Annotated in this window: 16 protein-coding genes; 13 read left to right on the top strand and 3 right to left on the bottom strand. The window is 61.8% G+C overall.

Annotated features, from left to right (window positions below):
* Positions 1–164: 164 nt before the first annotated feature.
* The 12 genes from ACF6ZU_RS00805 (at position 165) to ACF6ZU_RS00860 (ending at position 16,507) form a co-directional block, all read left to right on the top strand.
* Positions 165–1,946: an ABC transporter ATP-binding protein gene (locus ACF6ZU_RS00805; RefSeq protein WP_392889960.1), complete on the top strand. Its 1,782-nt coding sequence runs from the start codon at positions 165–167 to the stop codon at positions 1,944–1,946.
* Positions 1,939–3,807, top strand: a complete 1,869-nt coding sequence (locus ACF6ZU_RS00810; RefSeq protein WP_392889963.1) for an ABC transporter ATP-binding protein — start codon at positions 1,939–1,941, stop codon at positions 3,805–3,807. The genes ACF6ZU_RS00805 and ACF6ZU_RS00810 overlap by 8 nt, the downstream gene beginning before the upstream one ends.
* A 306-nt stretch (positions 3,808–4,113) precedes the next feature.
* Complete coding sequence (locus ACF6ZU_RS00815; protein ID WP_392889965.1) at positions 4,114–5,274, top strand: LLM class flavin-dependent oxidoreductase; 1,161 nt, start codon at positions 4,114–4,116, stop codon at positions 5,272–5,274.
* A gap of 20 nt (positions 5,275–5,294) precedes the next feature.
* Positions 5,295–6,347: an ABC transporter substrate-binding protein gene (locus ACF6ZU_RS00820; RefSeq protein ID WP_392889967.1), complete on the top strand. Its 1,053-nt coding sequence runs from the start codon at positions 5,295–5,297 to the stop codon at positions 6,345–6,347.
* 36 nt (positions 6,348–6,383) lie between these two features.
* Positions 6,384–7,442 (top strand): ABC transporter substrate-binding protein, encoded by a 1,059-nt coding sequence (locus ACF6ZU_RS00825; RefSeq protein ID WP_392889970.1) that lies wholly within the window; start codon positions 6,384–6,386, stop codon positions 7,440–7,442.
* A 376-nt stretch (positions 7,443–7,818) separates the two neighbouring features.
* The gene (locus tag ACF6ZU_RS00830) at positions 7,819–10,089 is read left to right on the top strand and encodes a TonB-dependent receptor (RefSeq protein ID WP_392889972.1); all 2,271 of its coding nucleotides are present in this window, start codon (positions 7,819–7,821) and stop codon (positions 10,087–10,089) included.
* Positions 10,090–10,349: 260 nt separating this feature from the next.
* Positions 10,350–12,812 carry a TonB-dependent receptor plug domain-containing protein gene (locus ACF6ZU_RS00835; protein ID WP_392889974.1) on the top strand — a complete coding sequence of 821 codons (2,463 nt, stop codon included), beginning with the start codon at positions 10,350–10,352 and terminating at the stop codon, positions 12,810–12,812.
* Positions 12,813–13,037: 225 nt separating this feature from the next.
* The gene (locus ACF6ZU_RS00840; protein ID WP_392889976.1) at positions 13,038–13,799 is read left to right on the top strand and encodes an ABC transporter permease; all 762 of its coding nucleotides are present in this window, start codon (positions 13,038–13,040) and stop codon (positions 13,797–13,799) included.
* Between the two features lie 9 nt (positions 13,800–13,808).
* Positions 13,809–14,570 (top strand): ABC transporter permease, encoded by a 762-nt coding sequence (locus tag ACF6ZU_RS00845; protein ID WP_392889978.1) that lies wholly within the window; start codon positions 13,809–13,811, stop codon positions 14,568–14,570.
* A gap of 13 nt (positions 14,571–14,583) precedes the next feature.
* Complete coding sequence (locus ACF6ZU_RS00850; RefSeq protein WP_392889980.1) at positions 14,584–15,378, top strand: ABC transporter ATP-binding protein; 795 nt, start codon at positions 14,584–14,586, stop codon at positions 15,376–15,378.
* Between the two features lie 323 nt (positions 15,379–15,701).
* Positions 15,702–15,863: a hypothetical protein gene (locus ACF6ZU_RS00855; protein ID WP_392889982.1), complete on the top strand. Its 162-nt coding sequence runs from the start codon at positions 15,702–15,704 to the stop codon at positions 15,861–15,863.
* 53 nt (positions 15,864–15,916) lie between these two features.
* A complete protein-coding gene (locus ACF6ZU_RS00860) occupies positions 15,917–16,507 on the top strand; it encodes a helix-turn-helix domain-containing protein (protein ID WP_392893988.1) in 591 nt (196 codons plus the stop codon).
* A 2,296-nt stretch (positions 16,508–18,803) separates the two neighbouring features.
* On the opposite strand, the gene ACF6ZU_RS00865 is transcribed toward ACF6ZU_RS00860, so the two are convergent.
* A complete protein-coding gene (locus ACF6ZU_RS00865; protein WP_392889984.1) occupies positions 18,804–19,313 on the bottom strand; it encodes a hypothetical protein in 510 nt (169 codons plus the stop codon).
* 354 nt (positions 19,314–19,667) lie between these two features.
* Between ACF6ZU_RS00865 and ACF6ZU_RS00870 the strand changes: the two genes are divergently transcribed.
* On the top strand, positions 19,668–19,976 hold the full coding sequence (locus ACF6ZU_RS00870; RefSeq protein WP_392889986.1) for a hypothetical protein: 309 nt from the start codon (positions 19,668–19,670) through the stop codon (positions 19,974–19,976).
* On the opposite strand, the gene ACF6ZU_RS00875 is transcribed toward ACF6ZU_RS00870, so the two are convergent.
* Together ACF6ZU_RS00875 and ACF6ZU_RS00880 are read right to left on the bottom strand one after the other, a co-directional pair.
* The gene (locus ACF6ZU_RS00875; RefSeq protein WP_392889988.1) at positions 19,960–21,234 is read right to left on the bottom strand and encodes a glucarate dehydratase family protein; all 1,275 of its coding nucleotides are present in this window, start codon (positions 21,232–21,234) and stop codon (positions 19,960–19,962) included. The two genes, ACF6ZU_RS00870 and ACF6ZU_RS00875, sit on opposite strands and share 17 nt — an antisense overlap.
* Complete coding sequence (locus ACF6ZU_RS00880) at positions 21,231–22,628, bottom strand: MFS transporter (RefSeq protein ID WP_392889991.1); 1,398 nt, start codon at positions 22,626–22,628, stop codon at positions 21,231–21,233. Before ACF6ZU_RS00880 ends, ACF6ZU_RS00875 begins: the two co-directional genes overlap by 4 nt.
* Positions 22,629–22,655: the final 27 nt, after the last annotated feature.

The raw sequence follows: 22,655 nt of genomic DNA on the forward strand, positions 1-22,655 counted from the left end.
CCTACAAGGGTTCGGCGTTCGGCTTGAATGCACGCAAAACCTGTGGGAGCTGGCTTGCCAGCGATGGCGTCCTCGAGATCGATGCAACATCCAAAGACGCCATCGCCAGCAAGCCGGCTCCTACGGGGTCGAGATCGTGTCCGCACACCTCACAGAGTTTTTTCATGATCGAAAAACACCCCCTCTTGCGCAGCCTGGCGATTTACCGGGAGATGCCCTGGCGCTTCACCCTGGTGGCGGCGTTGTACATTGCGGTAAACCTCGGGCTGGTCTGGCAGCAATGGCTGATCGGTCATGCGGTCAATGACGTCAGTGCCGGTCGCGCGGTGGTGCGGCAGGCCGATGGCAGTCTCGACGCCAGCCTCGGCTGGTACTGGTTGTGGCTGATGCTCGCCGTGGCGTTCGGCCGTGGCGTGGTGCAATACGCCGCCAGCGTGTTGTCGCTGGTGCTCAGCCAGGAACTGCTGACACGCCTGCGCGAACGCATCCTGCAACAGGTGCAGAACCTGCACCTCGGTTATCACTGGCAACACGGCATGGGCGAGATGATCACCCGCACCACCCGTGACGCCGACAAGGTCCGCGATGCGCTGATCAGCTTCTGGCGCCAGGTGGTGGAAACCCCGCTGGTGGTGCTGGCGACGGTTGGCCTGCTGAGTTGGTACGACCCGTTGCTGGGATTGGTGCCGTTGTTGCTGACGGTGTTCGGATTATGGATTTTCGTGCGCCAGACCGAACGTCTGGTCAGCCTCGACCGCGCGGTCGGCGAGGCTTACGACCGGGTCAATCAGGACCTCAGCGAAGGCATCGGCGGTGTGCGGGTGATCAAGTCGTTCGGCCTGGAACACAGCCGCATCCAGCGCTTCGCCGGACAAGTGGCGGTTTTCGCCGAACACGCCCGCCAGGCCCTCGCCTATTCCAGCTCGCGGATCCCGTTGCCGCAAGCCGTCGTCGCACTGGGGCATGTGTGGATTCTGGTCTACGGCGCGCACCTGGTTGCCACGGCACAATTGGGTATCGGTGAACTGGTGACGTCGCTGCTGATCGCCACCACCCTGGTGTTCCGCATCGAAGGCATTGGCCGGGTGATGCAGACCTTCGCGGATGCGCGCTCCAGCGCCGGGCGCATCTGGCAGCTGCTGGACGAGCCGGCCGCGATTCGCAGCGGTCATGCCGCCCTCCCCGACACGCCACTGGGATTGAAACTCGAACACGTCAATGTCAGCGCTCCCGGCGGTGGCCTAGACATTCTTCATGACTGCTCACTGACCTTGCAGCCGGGCGAAATCGTCGCGCTGGTGGGCGCCACCGGCACCGGCAAGAGTCTGCTGGCCAGCCTGTTGCCGCGCCTGAGCGACGTCAGTTCCGGTCGATTGCTGCTCGGTTCGGACAGCGCGGGCTGGCAGGACATCCGCGACTTGAATCTGGACGAGTTGCGGCGCCGGGTTCACGTGGTGCCGCAGGAAAGCTTCCTGTTTTCCGACACCCTCGCCGCCAACCTGCGCCTGACCAACCCCAATGCCAGCGATCAGCAGCTGCGCAACGGCCTGCGCCTGGCCGCCGCCGAAGATGTGCTGGAACGCCTGCCACACGGCTTGGCCACGCCGCTTGGTGATCGCGGCGTGACGCTGTCCGGCGGTCAGCGCCAGCGTCTGAGCCTGGCCCGCGCCCTGCTCGGCGCGCCGGATATTCTGTGCCTGGACGACGCCACCAGCGCGCTGGATGCAATCAGCGAACGCCAGGTACTGAACAACATCCGCGAGTTGCGCCGCGATCAGGGCCGGGCGACCACCTTGCTGGTGATCTCCAGCAAGCTCTCGACCATTCTCCTGGCGGACCGCGTGCTGATGCTCCAGGACGGCCATATCGTCGCCAACGGCACCCACGCTGAACTGCTGAATACCCATCCGGACTACCGCGACCTGCTAGGGATCGACCATGGCTAACCCAATCGCCGGCAAGGCCCTGAGCGATATCGAAATTGAAGAGATGCTCGCGAAAAAGGCCCTCGACCGCAGCATGTTCAGCCGACTGCTGCCGCTGCTGAAGCCGATTCGCGGGCACATTGTCGGCGTCATCGGCATTGAGCTGCTGCTGGTGTGCACGGTGTTCCTGCGGCCGTGGTTCGTGCGTGAGCTGCTCGACCGAGGGCTGATCCAGCAGAACGATCACTGGCTGCTGGACGAGCGTCTGGTGCTGTGGCTCGGACTCGGGCTGGCGGCTAGCTGGCTCGGGCGCTTCCTGCTCGCCGGGGTGTCGCAGTTCGTCGCCGGCAGCGCAGCGATCCGCGTGCTCAATGACTTGCGTGTGCGTGTATTTGCTCACGTGCAGAGCCTGAGCGTCAGCTACTTCGACCGGACCAAGGCTGGGCGGATCATTTCCCGTGCCGACCGCGATGTCGATGCGCTGGAACCGTTGCTGATCCAGGGTCCGCCAGAACTGTTGGGCGCTCTGCTGCGTTGTGGCCTGGCCGCGGTGATGCTGTGGCGGATCGACCCGCGCTTCTTCCTCAGCCTCGCGGCGACGGTGCCGCTGCTGGTGCTGGCGACCTGGAGTTTCAAGCGCATTTCCCAGCGCAACTGGGCCAAGGTCGCGGAGAACCGCAGCCGCTTCACCGCGCATCTGGTGGAGAGCGTCAGCGGCGCGCGGATGTTGCAGCAATGCGCCCGGCAAGCGCCGAACCTGCGGCGTTATCGCGGCCTGCTCGATGACTTCAATCAGGCATTGATTCGCGGCAGCCTGCGCTCCAGCTGGTTTGCACCGTTCACAGCGCTGCTCAGTTCCGCCGGCATGGCGCTGCTGTTGCTGGTGGGCGCTTACGGGCTGGCGCAGGCGGACGTGACCGTGGGGCAGATCGCCGAAAGCCTGTTTTATGTGTTCCTGTTCCTCGGTCCGTTGCAGGAACTGTCGGACCTGTTCGAGCGCTACGCCACCGGTTCGGCGTCGGCGCAGCGGATCTTTCTGCTGCTCGACACGCACCCGGAAATCAACGACAGCGCCACCCCTCGTCAATTGGGCAAGGCCCGGGGCGAAGTGAGTTTTGAACGGGTGCGGTTTGCCTATGGTGCCGGCAGTGCTTCACCGGTGATCAACGACCTCGACCTGCACATTCCCGCCGGTGAGGTGCTGGCGATTGTCGGTCCCTCGGGCCATGGCAAGAGCACGCTGGTGCAACTGCTGACGCGTTTTTACGAGGTACAGTCGGGGGCGGTGAAACTCGACGGCGTGGATGTCCGTGAACTCACCCAGCAAGCGTTACGGCGCAACGTCGGCGTGGTGTTGCAGGACAACGTGTTGTTCAGCGGCAGCATTCTCGACAACCTGCGCCTCGCCGCACCCGACGCTGACGATGCCCGTTTGATCGCTGCGGCCCGTGAACTGGGCGCGGACGAAGTGCTGGAGCGCCTGCCGCATCAGTACCACACGGAAGTCGGGCCGTTGGGCGGGCACTTGAGTCATGGCCAGCGGCAATTGGTGTGCCTGGTGCGCGCCTACCTCGCGGACCCGGCGGTGCTGGTGCTGGACGAAGCCACCTCGGCGGTCGACATCCACACCGAACGGCGCATCCAGCGCGCGTTCCGCCGACTGTGCGAAGGCCGTACCGCGATCATCATCGCCCATCGCCTGGCGACCATTCGCGATGCCGATCGCATTGCGGTGATTCGTCAGGGACGTCTGGTGGAACAGGGGCCGCACAGCCAGTTGATCGATCAGGGTGGCGCCTATGCGGCGCTGTACCAGACCTATTTGCGCAGCGCCGAAGCGGGGGCATCGATCGACGACATCGTCGCCACATCCCCGGCGTGACGAAAACCGCTATCGCCGGCAAGCCGGCTCCTACAAGGTCACCGATAACCTGTAGGAGCCGGCTTGCCGGCGATGGCAATTTCCGAAACACCACAAAACTCTCTGCTGCACCCCGAACAACCATTGCTGCCGGACTGCTGCCACAGAAGCAACTCCCGCCCTCAGCCCCTCACCTCTCTCAACCAAACCCCCGCCCCCACTGGCCAAAACCCGCCCTGCCGACCATGGCATGTCCGTTGCAATCCCCCCTGACAAGGCGTCCCCGCAATTGCGCGGCGCAACGCGTACTTGAATCAGGAGCATCCCATGAGCACTGAATTTTTCTGGCGTCTGCCGCTGGGCACCGATGGTCCGCAGTTGACCACCGAAAAACACAACCGCGGCAATCCGGACTACCGCCCCGGCAACATCGCACCGGGCCGCTTGCCCAACGGCGAGCCGGACGATTTCACCTACATCGACTACATCGCCCAGGTCGCGAAAGCCGCCGAACTGGCCGGTTTCGAAGGCGCCCTGCTACCCACCGGACCGGAACCATGGATCGCCGCCGCCGCGCTGGCCCGTGAAACCCGACGGATCAAATTCCTGATCGCCTTCCAGGCCACCTGGACGTTACCGGCCTACGCCGCACAACAAGCGGCGATCCTGCAGAACCTCAGCCGCGGGCGCCTGGAGTGGAACATCATCACCGGCGGCAACCCGGCCAGTCAGCGGGCCAACGGTGACTTCCTCGACCATGACAAGCGCTACAAACGCACCGGCGAATTCCTCGACATCATCCAGGGCCTTTGGCAGAACGAGCGCTTCTCCTACGACGGCGACATCTACCAACTGGAGAACGGCGCCCTGCCCCACGGCCTGCACAACGAGCGCAAACCCGGTGTGTACTTCTCCGGATTTTCCGACGCGGCACTGGATGTCGCCGCCAGGCACGCCGACGTTTACCTGAACTGGGCCGAGCCGATCGACAAGCTCAAGCCGCACATCGAGCGCGTACGCGAACTGGCGGACAAACAGGGCCGCAGCGTGCGCTTCGGCCTGCGCGTCGACCTGTTCGCCCGGGAAACCGAAGAGCAGGCCTGGAAGGATCTGCGTCGCCAGTTCGACAAGCTCGACGGCAAAAGCAGCGTGGTCGCCAAAGGTTTTACCAGCGGTTCCGATTCGGTCGGTGGTGCACGGCAAACGGCCTACCACCAGAACGTCGATCGTTTCGATGACCTGATCATCGGCCCGAACCTGTGGGCCGGTTTCGCCAAGGCCAAACCGGGGCCGACCGTCGGCCTGGTGGGCAGCCACCAGAACATCGCCGAACGCCTGTCGGAATACCGCGACGCCGGTTTCTCGACCTTCATCCTCGCTGGCAATCCGCACCTGGAAGAAGCCCTGCGCATCGGCCAGGAAGTGCTGCCGCTGGTGCACCAGCGCCCTGCCGCCCAACCGCAAACCCATCTGAAGGCCAGCGCCTGAGCGCGGCGGGAGAATCATTGATGACGCAACCCCTCGACACCCTCTGGTACACGCGCTGCCCGGTCCCGACCGGCCTCGGCATTGCCGTGCAGAAAGGCTGGCTGCAAGACACCGTCGGTGCGCTCGGCACCGAAGTGCAGTCGTTGCGCGAGTCCACCGACAAGGCCGTGCGCGAATCGCATTTCGATCACACCTTGCGTAACTCGGTGCGCCACGGTGGCAACATCCCGGCGATCTGGGCGCGTGCGCAAGGCCGGGAAACCCGGGTTATCGGCCTGTCCTGGGCCGATGAAGTGCAACTGATTCTGACCCGTCCCGACAGCGGCATCAAAACCGTCAAGGACCTCAAGGGCCGGCGTTTCGGCCTGCCGGACTGGGCCGGCGCGCAGATCGATTTCACCCGCGCCCAGGCCCTGCGCGGCCTGGAAAACGCCCTGAAACTGGAAGGCCTGCAAGTCGGCGACGTACAACTGGTCAACTTCCGTTATGACGGCACCTTCAGCGATCCGCAGGTGCAGACCGTGAACGGCACGCCGGTCAGTGCGCAACGGGTCGAGGGCCGTAACCTGGAACTGGTGGGCCTGCTGCGCGGCGAGGTCGATGCGATTTTCCTCAAGGGTGCCAGTGCGGCGCGCCAGGCCCATGAATTCGGCCTGCACACGGTGATCGACACCGGCTCGCACCCGGAGCCGCTGATTCGCAGCAACAACGGCACCCCACGCACGCTGGCCGTGGACCTGAACCTGCTGGACCGGCATTTCGATGTCGCCACCGGGATTCTCGATTCGGTGCTGCGCGCCGAACAATGGGCCCACACCCATCCGGAAGAAACCCGCCGCTACCTGGCCCGGGAAACCAACAGCAGCGAGTACTGGGTCAGCGCCGCTTATGGCGATGACGCTCACCTGCGTCTGCGCACCGGGCTCGACGAGCAAGCCATCGCTGCCCTGCAGGACTTCACGCACTTCCTGCATCGCTGGCGCTTCATCCCGAAAAGCTTCGATGTGCGCGACTGGATTGATCCACGGCCGCTGCAAGCGTTGCTCGAAACACCTACCGCACTGGCAGGCTAACCCGCCAGGTTTCATGGATTAGAACTGAAGACCCTTATGAGCAAACCACTCGATACGCTTTGGTACACCCACAGCCCGGTGCCCACCGGGCTTGGCATCGCCGTGCAGTCCGGGCGTCTGGCGGAAGCCTTTCTGCCGTTCGGCACCAATATCCAGTCCTTGCGCGAGTCCAGTGAACGTGAGGTTCGCGAAGCCCATTACGACCACCACCTGAAAAACTCGGTGCGCCACGGCGGCAACATCCCGGCCATCTGGGCCTACGCCAGCGGCGTGCAAACCCGCGTACTGGGGTTGTCCTGGAGCGACGAGGTGCAGTTGATCCTGACCACCGCGGAAAGCGGGGTAAAAACCATCCGCGACCTGAAGAACCGCCGCTTCGGCGTGCCGAAATGGGCCAACGTGCAAATCGATTTCACCCGCGCCCAGGCCCTGCGCGGCCTGGAGAACGCGCTGAAGCTCGAAGGCCTGGAAGTGTCCGACGTCGAGCTGGTGGATTACCCCTACGGCGGCACTTACAGCGATGAGCAGAAGCAGCATGTCTACGGCTCGGAAGTCAGCCTCGGCGTGACGCGCCTGAGCAAACGCAACAACGAACTGATCGGCCTGCTGCGCGGCGACATCGACGCGATTTTCCTCAAGGGTGCGCACGCGGTGCACCTGGCGAACGAATTCGGCCTGCACGTGGTGGTCGATACCGGCTCGCACCCGGACCCGCTGATTCGCTCGAACAACGGCACGCCACGCACGCTGACCGTGGACACACACCTGCTCTATGAACATTTCGACGCCAGCGTGAAGATCGTCGATACCGTGCTGCGCACCGAGCAATGGGCCTGGGCCAACCCGGATGAAACCCGGCGCTTTCTGGCGCGGGAACTCAATACCAGTGAGTACTGGGTCGCCGCCGCTTATGGCGAAGACGCGCACCGGCGTTTGCGCACGACCCTGGATGCGCGGTCGATTGAAGCGCTGCAGGATTTCACCGATTTCCTGCATCGCTGGGACTTCATTCCACGGCGGTTCGATGTGCGCGAGTGGATCGATTTCAGCGTGCTGGAACAGGTGATCGGTTCGACGTCGCGATTGGCGGTTTGAGGTTTTTTGTCGTTAGTGAAAACGCCATCGCCGGCAAGCCGGCTCCTACAGGTCATGCACCGAAACTGTAGGAGCCGGCTTGCCGGCGATGGCGTCTAAAAGAACAACACACTGCTTACCTGGCAACACACTCCTTCCCAACTTCTGCTTCCCCAGCAACACCCGCCACGCAACTTTCTGCTGAATCCATGACAGGCACTTAACGCCAGACTGGATCCAACTAAACCCTGCATTCAAAACCTGTTAAAAGCCAAACTATTAAAAACATTTAAATCGTTATTTTTCATCAACTTAACAAAACTAAACCACTCAAAAAAACACTTGGCACGATCTCTGCTCTACCCCCTTTAGTGAAACTTTAACGGGGGAGATTCAAATGCATAAACTTAATCCAATCACCAAGAGTATATGGCTAACCTTGTTGCTGGCCGGGGGCACTGTCAGCGAGGGGTTGCTGGCGGCGGAAAGCACGGAAGCCGAGACCAACAAGACCAGCACGGAGCCTTCACTGAAGACCGTCACCGTCACCGCGCAACACCGGGAGGAAACCCTGCAAGAGGTTCCGGTGGCCGTGTCGGCGGTACAGGGCACCAGCCTTGTGGCCGACGGTGTGCGCAACATCGGCGACATCACCACCTTCGTTCCCAACGTCGCGGCGAAGAACCCCGACGGTGATGGCCGACCGCGTTGGTACATTCGCGGTTTAGGCACCGGCGACACTGGCGCAGCGACCGTGTTTCCAGTGGGTATCTATGCCGATGACGTCTATCTGAACGCACCGATTGCCGGCGGCGGTCCGTTGTTCGACCTGGAACGCGTGGAGATTTTGCGCGGTCCGCAAGGCACGCTCTACGGCAAGAACACCACAGCCGGTGCGGTGAACATCATTTCCAAAAAGCCAACCTTCGACACCGACGGCTTCGGCACGATCGGCTTCGGCAGCAAGAACGAGCGGATCGTCAGCGGTGCCATCGGCGGTGCGCTGGTGGATGACAAACTCGCGGCACGGGTGTCGCTGTATTCCGAAGAACGCGACGGTTTCCAGAAGAACCTCGTCGACGACAACACCTACGGCGACGTCAACAAAAAAGCCGTGCGCCTGCAGTTTCTTGCCCAGGTCAACGATAACCTCGATGCGTTGCTGAAGATCCACAGCCGCGAATACAAAGGCGATGGCAGCAACGGCTCGCTGACTGAAGGCCGTTATTACAACGTCCGCTATGAAAGGCCACACGGGCGCGACATCGCCATCAACGTGAATGAAGATTCCAAGCTCAATCACGACGGCACGTCGCTGACCCTGAACTGGCGCCTGGGCGATTACACCCTGACGTCGATCAGCGCCTATGACTACATCCGCGGCCAGTCCACCAGCGATGCCGACTACACGCCTTATGAGGTGAACGGCGCAGCGATTTCCGATAACAAATACACCCAATACTCGCAGGAAATCCGCCTGGCCTCACCGCAACAGGAAACCCTGCGCTGGCTGGCCGGTGCCCATTACTTCCACGAGGACCTCGACAGCTCGTCGCAGCGCATCATCACACCCGGCCCGACGCCCAATGGCACCGGCTCGAACCAGACCGGCGGCGCAACCGATTTTCGTGACCTCAGCTACGACCACACCACCGACAGCTATGCGTTGTTCGGCAACCTGACCTACGACTTCACCGACAACTTCAGTGTCACCGGTGGCTTGCGCTGGACCCAGGAAAAGAAAGACATCGATCTCGACCTGACCCAACTGACCCGCACCACTGCCAACGGCCCGCTGGTGCGCCTGGGTGGCGTCGGCACCAACGGCAGCCGCGACGAAAACAAGACCTGGGAAGCCTGGACTTACGACCTGACGCCGGAATACCGGATCAACGACAACGTGCGCGTGTTCTTCCGCTATGCCCACGGGTTCCGTTCCGGTGGTTTCAACACCGGGCTGTCGACCAGTCTTGCGCAGCTGACCACGGTCGATCCGGAACAACTCGACGCCTACGAAATCGGCCTCAAGTCCGAGTGGTTCGATCATCGCCTGACGGCCAACGCCAACATCTTCTACTACGACTACTCGGACATTCAGGTGAACCTGCTGACGGTCAACAACGGTGTGCTGACCACTGCGTTGACCAACGGCGCCAAGGGCACGGTCAAAGGTGCCGAGCTGGAACTCGAAGCCCAGCCGACCGACTACCTGCACCTGCGGGCGGCGGTGTCGTTCCTCGACACCGAGTACACCGACTTCAAAAACACCAACCCCAATACGGGCGCCGTGACCGGTGACTACAGTGGCAACAGCTTCGTGCGCTCGCCGCGCAACGTGGTGTCGCTCGGTGCCGACTACACCTTCCCGCTGGAAATCGGCGGCAAGCTGGTGGCCGGTGGCGACGTGAGTTTCCGCGACAAGGAATACTTCCTCGCCGACCGCCAGAGCAGCGCCGACAAGACCCTCAGTCAGGACCATTACACCCTGGCCAACACCCGCCTGACCTGGTTCAGCCCGGATGAAAAACTCAGCGTCACCGGTTTCGTCAACAACGTCACCGACCGTCGCTACCAGGTCCATGGCCGTCCCAACGGCACCCTGGGTCAATACGTCATCACCTACGGCGACCCGCGCACCGTCGGCTTGAGCGTGACCAGCCGATTCTGACGCTGATTGACACACATCCCCCTGTAGGAGCTGGCTTGCCAGCGATGGGGCCCTTGAGCCTTGCATCGCCGGTCAGGACGCCATCGCCGGCGAGCCGGCTCCTACAAGGGTTGTGTCGTTCGCAATTTATGTAACACCGCTCAATCTGTAGGAGCTGGCTTGCCAGCGATGAGGCCCTCGAGGTGCGCATCGCCGGTGAGGACGCCATCGCCGGCAAGCCGGCTCCTACAAGGTCCGCGTACTTTTGGAAGGATTCTTTTATGTTCCATCGCACTCCGTTGGCCGGCGCTATTGCGTTGGTCATTGGCAGCCTTGCCGTGCCTGTAATAGCTGCCGAAACCAAACCTGCTGCCACCTCCGATCACCTGGACACCGTCGTCGTGCTCGGCACCCGGCGCAGTGATGTCACTGCCCTGGAAAGCGCCGCGCCGGTCGACGTGTTGACCGCCGAGCAATTGCAGCAGACTGGTGCCAGCGACCTGTCCGGCGCCCTCACCGCTCTGTCGCCGTCGTTCAGCTATCCGCAATCACCCCAGGGCGCCTTTGCCGGTTCCATCGCCCAAGGCGCATCGTTGCGTGGCCTCGCCTCCGACCAGGTGCTCGTGCTGGTCAACGGCAAACGCCGTCACACCAGTTCCAACGTCACCCGACAGAGCCTGGTCAATGGCCGGGGCGCGGCGGCGGTCGATCTGAGCCTGATTCCCCTGAGTTCGATCCAGCGCGTGGAAATCCTGCGCGACGGTGCCGCGGCGCAATATGGCTCCGATGCCATCGCCGGGGTGATCAACATCGTGCTCAAGGAAAAGGACGACGGCGGCAACATCGGCTACCGCTTCGGCGGCTACGACAAGGGCGACGGCATTTCCCGCAAGCTCAGCGGCTGGAAAGGTTTCGCCCTGCCCAACGACGGCTTCCTGACCCTGAGTTTCGACGCCGGCAGCCAGGACCCGGCCAGCGACACCAACCCGGACAACCGGATCTTCTATCCCGGTTCCACCAGCATCAACACCCCGCGCGAGCAGAATAATCGCTACCGCACCTGGCGCTGGGGCTCGGGCAATGTCTCGGACCAGTACAACTTCGCCGCCAACAGCGAATTCGGGATCAACGACAGTCTGACCGCCTACGGTTTCGCCACCTATTCGCACAAAAACACCGACGCCGAAGGTTTCTTCGATCCGCCGACCACCCTGCGCAACAACTACAGCAGCACAGCGTTGCAGCGTTTCCCGGACGGGCGCCTGCCGATCACCCGCTACGCGCTGGAAGACTATGCGCTGACCGGCGGCCTGCGTTACGAAGACGATCTGCTGGGCAAATTCGACTTCGCGGTGAACCATGGCAACAACACCCTGAAGTCCACCGATCGCAACGCCATCAACCCGAGCTGGGGCGCCACCAGCCCGGAGAAAATCTACACCGGCGAACGTGAAGCCGATCAGACCAACGTCACCCTGGATTGGGTGCGGGACTTCCCGACTGATCTGCTGTTCAAGCCACTGACACTCTCCGCGGGCCTGGCCTGGCGTGAGGAAAACTACGAGCTGAGCGCGGGTGAAGCGGCGGGCTGGCAGAACGGGCCGTTGTTCAACACCGTCGACCCGGTCACTGGCCGGCGCATTCCGGGTTATTACTCGGGCATCACCCAGGTCGATGCCGCGTCCCTGGACCGCAATGTGCTGGGCGCGTACATCGATGTCGAAGGCCAGATCACCGAGAAATTCCAGGCCGGTGTCGCGGTGCGCACCGAGCACTATTCGGACTTCGGCGACACCACCAACGGCAAGCTGTCGCTGCGCTATGACTTCACCCCTGAAATTGCCGCCCGCGCCACAGCCAGTACCGGCTATCGCGCACCGTCCCTGGTGCAGAGCGGTTTGTCCTCGTTCAGCGTGCAGGTGGTGGAGCAACCACCGGGCAGCGGCAACTTCGTCGAGGTGCAGCAACGCACGCTGCGCGCCGACAGCCCCGAAGCCGCGTTGCTGGGCGGCAAGTCGCTGAAGCCGGAAGAGTCCACCAGTTACTCCCTCGGCCTGGTCTGGCGGCCGCTGGCCAATGCGTCGGTGACGCTGGACGCCTACCGGATCGACATCGACAACCGCATCACCCTATCCGACCAGTTGCCGGCGGCGGTGGTCCGGCCGATCTTCGCCGGCACGCCGTACGCGAACATCCAGAGCGCGGCGTTCTACACCAACGTGGCGGACACCCGCACCGACGGCGTCGAGCTGACCGGCAACTATCAGCTGGACCTGCAACAATGGGGGCAATTGAACCTGAGCAGCGGCATCAGCCAGAACAACACCAAGATCACGGCGTTGCGCGATGTCGGCAACATCCAGGGTTCGCAGATTGTCGGGCGCACCACCCAGGGCCTGATCGAGGACGGTACGCCGGAAACCAAGCTGGTGCTCAGCGCCAACTGGCTGTACGAGAACTGGGGGGTGACCGTGGCCCAGCGCCGTTATGGCGAATGGAAAAGCCTCAACGCCACCAACCCGACCCTGGACCAGACCTACAGTCCGCAGTGGGTCACAGACCTGGACCTGTCGTACACCTTCGACAAGGCGCTGAAGGTCTCGGTGGGTGCGATCAACCTGTTCGACACCCACCCGGACAAGGCTGACGGCGCGCAGCTGTACGGCGTGCCGAAGTACTCGATCACCAGCCCTGAAGGTGCGCAAGGCGCGTTCTACTACACCAGCGTCAGTTACGAGTTCTGACGGGGTGCTGATGGGGTGTTGCTGGGGCAGCAATGAATGCTGGTTAAGCACCACCGCTTTTGTAGGAGCCGGCTTGCCGGCGATGCGGTCAACACGGTTTCGCGGTGTGCATGCGGCCGCTATCGCCAGCAAGCTGGCTCCTACAGGGGGCGTGTCGCTTGGTGCATCGTGGGTGGCACAGCTCTTGCGATAGCCCTTCGGTACTTCGCTGAAATAAGACCCGCCATGCGCACTCGACGTCTGTTGTATTCCCTGACCTGGCTCATCTCCCCCATCGCCCTGCTGTTGCTGTGGGCGGTGGTGGCCGAGGCCGGGATTTTTCCTCGCAACCTGCTGGTCCCGCCCGCCCGGGTGTGGCAAACCTTCGGGGAGCTGTCGGCCAGCGGCGAACTGCTCGAACACCTGCTCAACAGCCTGTCACGGTTGGGGCTGGGCTTCGGCATCGGCTCGCTGCTGGGACTGGCGTTCGGGGTGCTGATGGCCCTGTCGAAAAACGTCGAGGTCTACTGCTCGCCGCTGTTTCATACCCTGCGCCAGATCCCCAGCATCGCGTTGATCCCGATGTTCGTGCTGCTGTTCGGCATCGATGAAACCTTCAAGATCATCATCGTCGCCAAGACCGCGTTCTTCCCGGTGGCGCTGGCGGCGAGCGAAGGGGTCAAAGCCATTCCGCGCAGTTACTTCGAAGTCGCCGATGTCTATCGCCTGCGCTGGCCGACCTTCGTCCGCGAGATCGCCCTGCCCGCCGCCGCGCCGCCGATCATCACCGGTTTTCGCATCAGCCTGACCCGTGCCTGGGTGGTGCTGGTGGCCACCGAGTTGCTCGCGGCCGACAGCGGCCTGGGCCAGATGATCGAAATGAGCCGGCAGATGCTGCGCATCGATGTGGTGATGGTCGGGATCGTGGTCACCGGCCTGATCGGCTTCGCCCTGGACTTCACCTTTCGCCAACTGGAACAGCGTCTGTTCCGCTGGCAAACCCGCTAGGAGCCGATGATGCCTCGATTACTTGCCCAATCACGCGGCCTGCTGCTGCCGCTGTTGCTGATCGGCGCCTGGGAATACCTGTCACGTCAGGGCGCGGCCGGGGCGTATGCCTTTGTCCCTTTGTCGGCGATCGGCTCGGCGTTACTTGAATTGTTGGTCAACGGTGAACTTCTGGTGAATCTGTTGGCCAGCCTGGCGCGCACCAGTACCGGTCTGGCCTTCGGCATTTTCTTCGGTGTGTTGCTGGGGGTGCTGATGGCGCTGTCGACGGTGGCCAATCGGCTGATCGGGCCATTGTTCCATTCGATCCGTCAGGTGCCGATGCTCGGCTGGATTCCGCTGATCGCCATGTGGTTCGGCAACGGCGAATTCTCCAAGGTGCTGATCGTCAGCCTCGCGGCGTTTTACCCGATGGTGCTCAACACGTATCAGGGCTTCAGCCATGTCGAGCAACGTTACCGCGAGGTCGGCCAGGTGCTGGTACTGACGCGCTGGCAACGCTTCCGGCATGTGCTGCTGCCCGCGGCGCTGCCGAGCATTGCCACCGGTGTGCTGCATGCGTTGGCGTTCGCCTGGGTCACCGCCGTGGGCAGCGAACTGTTCCTGTCGTCCGGCGCCGGCCTGGGCAACCTGATGATGAACGCCGAGGCCGGCTCACGCATGGAAGTGATCGTCCTCAGCGTGCTGTGCATCGGCCTCTGCGGCTACTTGATGACCTTCTTGTTTAACCTGTTGAGCCGCCATCTGCTGCGCTGGCGCAACATTCGTTGAAAGGCCGATAACCATGAATGCAATTGCCCAACATGCTGTGCCGCACAGCACCTCATTTCAGTCCGGCGCGCTGGCGATTCGCGGCCTGAGCAAGGCCTATCGGATCGAAGGCCAGCCTTTGCCGGTGTTGCAGCAGATCAATCTCGACGTGCGCCCCGGCGAGTTCGTCAGCATCGTCGGCGCCAGCGGCTGCGGGAAATCCACGCTGCTGCGCCTGATCGTCGGGCTGGAAGCCGACTATGAAGGCGACATTCTGCTCGATGGCAAACGAGTGGTCGGCACCAGCCTGGAACGCGGGATTGTATTTCAGGACCATCGACTGTTCCCGTGGATGACCCTGAGCCAGAACATTGCCCTGGCGTTGAAAAACCATCCGTTGTCCCCGGCAGAAAAGAATCGGCTGGTGGCCGAGCACATTGCGCTGGTCAATCTCGAAGGGTTTGAAAACGCCTACCCGCATCAGTTGTCCGGCGGCATGGCGCAACGCGCGGCCATCGCCCGGGCGCTGATCAACAAACCGAAAGTGCTGCTGCTCGACGAACCCCTCGGCGCCCTCGACGCCCTGACCCGGGTACGCCTGCAACACGAGTTGCAGCGCATCTGGGTGCAACAGCGCTGCACGGTGATCATGGTCACCCACGACATCGAAGAAGCGCTGTACCTGGGCGACCGGGTGATCGTCATGGACGCCCATCCGGGGCGGATCAAGCACGAAATCATCGTCGACCTGCCCCACCCGCGGGATCGCGCATCGGCGGTGTTGCAGGGGTACAAGGAGCAGTTGTTGGAGGAGTTGGTGGGGCATTGAGTCCATGGATCGTTGGAAGCCGGTTTGCTGGCGATTGAAGCGACGCGCTGTATCACATGCGCCGCCATCGCCGGCAAGCCGGCTCCTACAAGGTCCGTGTACATCCGATCGACCTGGACAAACACAAAACCCTGTAGGAGCCGGCTTGCCGGCGATAGCGGCTGCGGGATCAACGCAAAATCCGAAGGTGTCGACAGGTTCAAAGAGCCAACGTTTAAAAGAACCAAAAAGAATTAATAAATACAAAATCAGTATTTATCGTTATAAAAATATCCGCGTACTCTCAGTCCATCCCGTCATTCATCACGACAGTGAAGTGCCTTATGAACCCGACTGCCAACGTCATCGATTTCGTTACCCGCCACAAGCGCAAACAGGCTCAGCAACGGGCACGGGCCATGTGGGAAATGTACGCACGCAACGCCGGTCTCCAGGCCTTTCAGTGGGTTCAGGCCGCTCAGTCGACCGAGACCCGTCACGCGTGAGCAGCAACGAACCCTCGCGCTTTCTGGCGAGCGCCGACGAACCCGTTCTGGACCTGAATAATCTGGAATCGCTGGAAGAAGACCCGATCTGCGAACGGGTCGCGCAAAACCTGCAACGCCTGCGGGGCAAGCGTCACCTGTCCCTCGACGCGCTGGCGCGGCAATGTGGCGTGAGCCGGGCGATGCTGGCGCAGATCGAATCCGGGCGCAGCGTTCCGTCTATCAAAGTGCTGTGCAAGATTGCCAAGGGCTTGAAGGTTTCGGTGGCGGCGTTTCTTGAGCATCGGGCGTTTGAAGGTGTTGCGGTGCTGTCGGTGAGTCAGAGCAAACGGCTGGTCAGTGCCAGCGGTGCGTTTGTCAGCCGTGCGTTGTTTCCGTTCGATGTGGCGCGCCAGTCGGAGTTTTACGAATTGCGCTTGAGCCCGCTGGGTGAAGACGTTTCCGAGGGGCATGGTCCTGGCGTTCAGGAGAACCTGGTGGTGTCGCAGGGTGTGCTGGAAATCAGCGTCAACGATGAGCGCTATTTGCTGTCCACGGGGGATTCGATTCTGTTTTATGCGGACCAGCCTCATCGCTATCGCAACCCGGCGGACAGCGAGGCGGTGGCGTATCTGGTGGTGACTTATCCGGAGCGTCTGGACTGATTGATCGCCAGCTGTGCTTCCTCCTGCGGGAGCGAGCCTGCTCGCGATGGCTGCGTATCGGACTACGAATTTTTTGAGGGTGTACATATCCATTGCTGCGGTAACGGCCGCTAATGGTTCCGCCCTTACGGCGGGTCACTTGGAAAAACGGAACGCCGCCCGGCCCTAAGTAACCAAGGGCTCTTGCCCCTTTCGTTCGGTGCCTCGCCATGGCTCGGCATTCCCTCGCTCCGGTCCTGCTCCGTGGGCCCGCCGCCATCGGCCATCCATGGCCGGGGGCGGCTACCGCGGCATCCTTGCCGCGGTACCCACTACGCAGAACCTCCACTCGGCCTCTCGAGGGGGCGTGCACCGTAAGATCAAAAGCCAAGGCGAGCTAACGCTCGGCCTGATGAGTGGTGAAAGTCAAAAGCGTACGCGGTTCCTGTAGGAGCCAGCTTGCTGGCGAAAAACGCCCAGGCACCGCGTTTATCCAGACAACCCGCGTCATCGTTAACGTCCATCGCCAGCAAGCCGGCTCCTACAATTTCGACCGTGTGAACCCAATCCCCGTGTGGGAGCGAGCCTGCTCGCGAAAAACGCCCGGACACCGCGTGCATCCAGACAGCCCGCGTCATCGTTGACGTCCATCGCCAGCAAGCCGGCTCCTACAATTTCGACCGTGTGAACCCAATCCCCGTGTGGGAGCGAGCCTGCTCGCGAAAAACGCCCAGGCACCGCGTTCATCCACCCAACCCGCGTCATCGTTGACGTCCATCGCCAGCAAGCTGGCTCCTACAATTTTGACCGTGTGAACCCGATCCCGTGTAGGAGCCGGCTTGCTGGCGATGACGGTGGGTCAGACAACGAATGTATTGGCTGGACGGCCCCCATCGCCAGCAAGCCGGCTCCTACAATTTCGACCGTGTGAACCCAATCCCCGTGTGGGAGCGAGCCTGCTCGCGAAAAACGCCCAGGCACCGCGTTCATCCACCCAACCCGCGTCATCGTTGACGTCCATCGCCAGCAAGCTGGCTCCTACAGTTTTGACCGTGTGAACCCGATCCCGTGTAGGAGCCGGCTTGCTGGCATGACGGTGGGTCAGACAACGAATGTATTGGCTGGACGGCCCCCATCGCCAGCAAGCCGGCTCCTACAATTTCGACCGTGTGAACCCAATCCCCGTGTGGGAGCGAGCCTGCTCGCGAAAAACGCCCAGGCACCGCGTTCATCCACCCAACCCGCGTCATCGTTGACGTCCATCGCCAGCAAGCTGGCTCCTACAATTTTGACCGTGTGAACCCGATCCCGTGTAGGAGCCGGCTTGCTGGCGATGACGGTGGGTCAGACAACGAATGTATTGGCTGGACGGCCCCCATCGCCAGCAAGCCGGCTCCTACAATTTCGACCGTGTGAACCCAATCCCCGTGTGGGAGCGAGCCTGCTCGCGAAAAACGCCCGGACACCGCGTGCATCCAGACAGCCCGCGCCATCGTTGACGCCCATCGCCAGCAGGCTGGCTCCTACAATTTTGACCGTGTGAACCCGATCCCGTGTAGGAGCCGGCTTGCTGGCGATGACGGTGGGTCAGACAACGAATGTATTGGCTGGACGGCCCCCATCGCCAGCAAGCCGGCTCCTACAATTTTGACCGTGTGAACCCAATCCCCGTGTGGGAGCGAGCCTGCTCGCGAAAAACGTCCAGGCACCGCGTTCATCCACCCAACCCGCGTCATCGTTGACGTCCATCGCCAGCAAGCTGGCTCCTACAGTTTTGACCGTGTGAACCCGATCCCGTGTAGGAGCCGGCTTGCTGGCGATTACGGTGGATCAGGCAATGAATGTGTTGGCTGGACGGACGCTATCGCCAGCAAGCCGGCTCCTACAGGGGAGCGATGTACAGATCCGGAATGAGGGAACGCGAACACAAGAGAGCCAGGTCGGCCTTAAGGCCGCCTCGGCGGCTGTGGCGGTGGTCGCCCCCTCGAGAGGCCGAGTGGAGGTTCTGCGCAGTGGGCAACCCGGCATGGATGCCGGGTAGCCGCGCACGGCCAGGGATGGCCGATCGCGGCGGGCCCACGGAGCAGGACCGGAGCGAGGGAATGCCGAGCCATGGCGAGGCACCGAACGAAAGGGGCAAGAGCGCTTGGTTACTTGCCGCTTTTGCAAGTGACTCGCCGTAAGGGCGAAACCGCCAGCCGCCGTAACCGCAGGAATGGATATGTACACCGCCCAAACCACCCAAACCACGCACAGCTGAAACGCAAAAAGCCCCCAAGGCCTAACACCTCGGGGGCTTTTTTGTACTACCGGGGAATCAGCAGGTGCAGCACATCAGCGGCATGCCATTGCAGCTCATCATCATCGGCATGCTGCAATCGTTCATCATCTTCATCATCAGCGCGCAGCAGTTCTTCATCATGTCCATGTTCATGCCCGCCATCGGCATGATTTTGCACATCATGCCGTCGTCCATCATGGTGCATTCCATCACGCACTTCATCGATGGCATCGGCATGCCCATCATCGGCATCGGCATCATCATGTTCATCATCGGCATGGCCATGGCCGCCTGGGACATGCACATCATGCTCATGTTGCCGCAATGCATCATCATCGGCATGCCGCAGTTCATCATCATCTGCATCATTTCAGCGCTGTTCTTGAACATCGCCATGTCCATGCCAGCGGCCGGCATCATCTTGCACATCATGCCGTCGTCCATCATGTCGCAGGTCATGGTCGCCATCATCATCGGCATGCCCATCATCGGCATCATTGGCATGTTGGCGTTCATCGGCATTTGCATCTGCATGGCGTTCATCATGGTGTTGTTCCCCGGAGGATTTGTAGGTGGACGAAGCTGATGGAGGGGGATTCTATGGATTGATGAAGGCCCGACAAGACGCTGATCAAGCAGCAAAAACCGATGTTGCAACCGCCTTAGCGCGGTGTTCGGAACGCCCTTTGCCGCTATTGCTTCAAAAAAGACGTCAACACGAACACAGCCAATGCCATGACGCGGTTTAAGCAGCAATGGATATTCGATGCACCTCTATACAAATAACCCAAAGAAATAATCGTTCTAAAAAGCCGCCGATATTTTCAACGCGCGGCAAATTTGGTGTGGTTCAGGGATTCTTCATACAATCGCGGCCACTCGCCCCTATCGGAGACCGGTGTGCCACCCCTGACTACCCGTGAGATCTACCAGCTATTGCGCGACGCCGCCCTCGAAGTGCGGCCGATGCGCCGCCTCGACGAACCGTCCGCGCCCGGCCTGGTGCACGTCGACATCGAGGGCTGGCACTTGACCCTCGACCTCGACGACACGCACTTGCGCCACTGCCAGCGTTGCCGCAGCCCCGACGGTCGCGAAGGCGAACTCGACAGTTGGCAACGCTACGGCACCGACCCGGTGAGTTTGCTCAGCACCTGGGAACTGGCCCAGATCGAGCGCTTGCTGGCCGCGCTTAAAAACGCGGTTTGACCGCCTTCCAGTCCGGTTTGTAGCGCTGCATCTGTTTCACGTCATCGCGCTGGCGAATGCCGCAGGTCAGGTATTGGTCATGCAGTTTGCCCAGTTGATCGTGATCCAGCTCCAGGCCGAGCCCCGGCGCGCGGGTGATTTTCACGCAGCCGTCGACGATCGGCAGCTTGCCGCCCTTGATCACTTCTTCATCCGGTTCCTGCCACGGGTAATGCGTGTCGCAGGCGTAATCCAGATTAGGTACCGAAGCCGCCACATGGGCCATCGCCATCAGGCTGATGCCCAGGTGCGAGTTGGAATGCATGGACACGCCGAGACCGAAGGTGTCGCACATTTTCGCCAGCGCCTGGGTGTCCCGCAGGCCGCCCCAGTAATGGTGATCAGCGAGAACGATCTGCACGCTGTTCAACGCCACGCTGCGCCGGAACTCGTCGAAATCGGTGACCACCATGTTGGTCGCCAGCGGCAGGCCGGTGCGTTTGTGCAGTTCGGACATGCCGTCGAGTCCCGGGGTCGGGTCTTCGTAATATTGCAGGTCATCACCGAGCAGTTCGGCCATGCGAATCGAGGTTTCCAGCGACCAGTTGCCGTTCGGGTCGATGCGCAGCGGGTAACCGGGGAAGGCCTTTTTCAGGGCCTTGATGCACGACACTTCGTGCTCCGGCGGCAGCGTGCCGGCCTTGAGCTTGATGCTCTTGAAGCCGTAGGCCTCGATCATCCGCCGCGCCTGGGCGACGATCTGTTCTTCGTTCAGCGCCTCGCCCCAGTTGTCCGGTTTGTAAGGCGAGTCGACGTGCTGGGCGTACTTGAAAAACAGGTAGGCGCTGAACGGAATCTCGTCGCGAATGGCCCCGCCCAACAAGTCCACCAACGGCACGTTCAGCGAGTGCGCCTGCAAATCGAGGAACGCCACTTCGAACGCCGAATACGCATTGCTCACCGCTTTGCTGGCGTGGGAGCCCGGCGCCAGTTCCGCGCCGGCAAGGCTGGCAGGTTTGTGCGCCGCCACCGTGGCTTGCACGATGCGCCGCAGCTCGTTGAGGTTGAACGGGTCGAGGCCGATCAGTTGCGATTGCAGTTGCTGCTGGATCGCCAGCGCCGGTGCGTCGCCGTAACTTTCACCCAGACCGATGTAGCCAGTGTCGCTCTCGATTTCGATGATCGAGCGCAGCGCGAACGGCTCGTGAATCCCGCTGGCATTGAGCAGCGGCGGATCACGGAACGCGATGGGGGTGACGGTGACTCGTGTGATTTTCAAGAGGCTGCTCCCTTTGGATCAGTTTTCAAAGCAGGATGACTTAACGATTTTTGTGCGGTTGCGGTGTCGGCAGGTTTAGCGGTCAGCACGCGGCGGACATCGCCACGCGGAGCGGTCCGGGCAAAGAAGATCACCACCGCCGCCACCAGCGAAGTGGCCGCCAGGCCATAGAGGCCACCTTCGATGGAGCCGGTTTTCTGTTCAAGGAAACCGAAGGCTGTCGGGGCGACAAAACCGCCGAGGTTGCCGATGGAGTTGATCAGCGCGATCACGGCCGCAGCGATCCGTGCGTCCAGGTAGCCTTGCGGAATCGGCCAGAACAACGCCGAGGCCGCCTTGAAACCGATCGCGGCAAAACAAATGGCAACAAAGGCGAACACCGGCCCGCCGGTGGTGGACATGAACATGCCGAACGCGGCGATCACCAGCGTCAACGCGACCCACGCCTGCTGGTGTTTCCATTTGCTGGCCATGGCCGCGAAGCCGTACATCGCGACGATGGAAATGATCCACGGAATCGAGTTGAACAGCCCGACCTGGAAGTCGCCGAGGTTGCCCATTTTCTTGATCATGCTCGGCAGCCAGAACGTGGCGCCGTAGATGGTCAGGGCGATGGAAAAGTAGATGAAGCAGAACAGCGCGATCTGTTTGTCCGCCAGCAACTTGAACATCGACGGCTTGACCGTCTGCGTGGCTTCGCGGGCCTGTTGCTCCAAGGCAATGGCGTTCACCAGCGCATCCTTTTCTTCCGCGCTCAGCCAGTTCGCCTGACGCGGATGGGACTGCAACCAGAACCAGACGAACCCGCAGAGCACGATCGAGGCAAAGCCTTCGATCAGGAACATCCACTGCCAGCCATGCAGGTTGAAACCACTGACGTTCAGCAGCGCACCGGACACCGGCCCGGAAATCACCGAGGCAATTGCCGAACCGCTGAGGAAGATCGCCATGGCCTTGCCGCGCTCGGTCGACGGCAGCCACTGGGTGAAGTAGTAAATGATGCCGGGAAAGAACCCCGCTTCGGCCGCGCCAAGAATGAAACGCAGCACATAGAAGCTGGTTTCGCCGCGCACGAACGCCATGGCCATGGCCGCCGCGCCCCAAGTGAACATGATGCGCGTCAGCCAGGCGCGGGCACCGTAGCGTTGCAGCAGCATGTTGGAAGGAACTTCGAAGATGGCGTAACCGATGAAGAACAGACCGGCGCCCAGACCATAGGCGGCGGCGCCAATGCCCAGGTCGGTTTCCATGTGGCTGCGCACGAAGCCGATGTTGACCCGGTCGATGTAGTTGACGATGAACATCACCACGAACAACGGCAGCACATGGCGTTTCACTTTGGCGGCGGCCCGGGCGAGCACGGTCGGGTCCGGCGGACTCTGGAGGGTATTCAAGGGGCGACTCCCGTTCATTGTTTTTTT

The organism is Pseudomonas migulae, assembly GCF_043225285.1.
Classification (GTDB): Bacteria; Pseudomonadota; Gammaproteobacteria; order Pseudomonadales; family Pseudomonadaceae; genus Aquipseudomonas; species Aquipseudomonas migulae_C.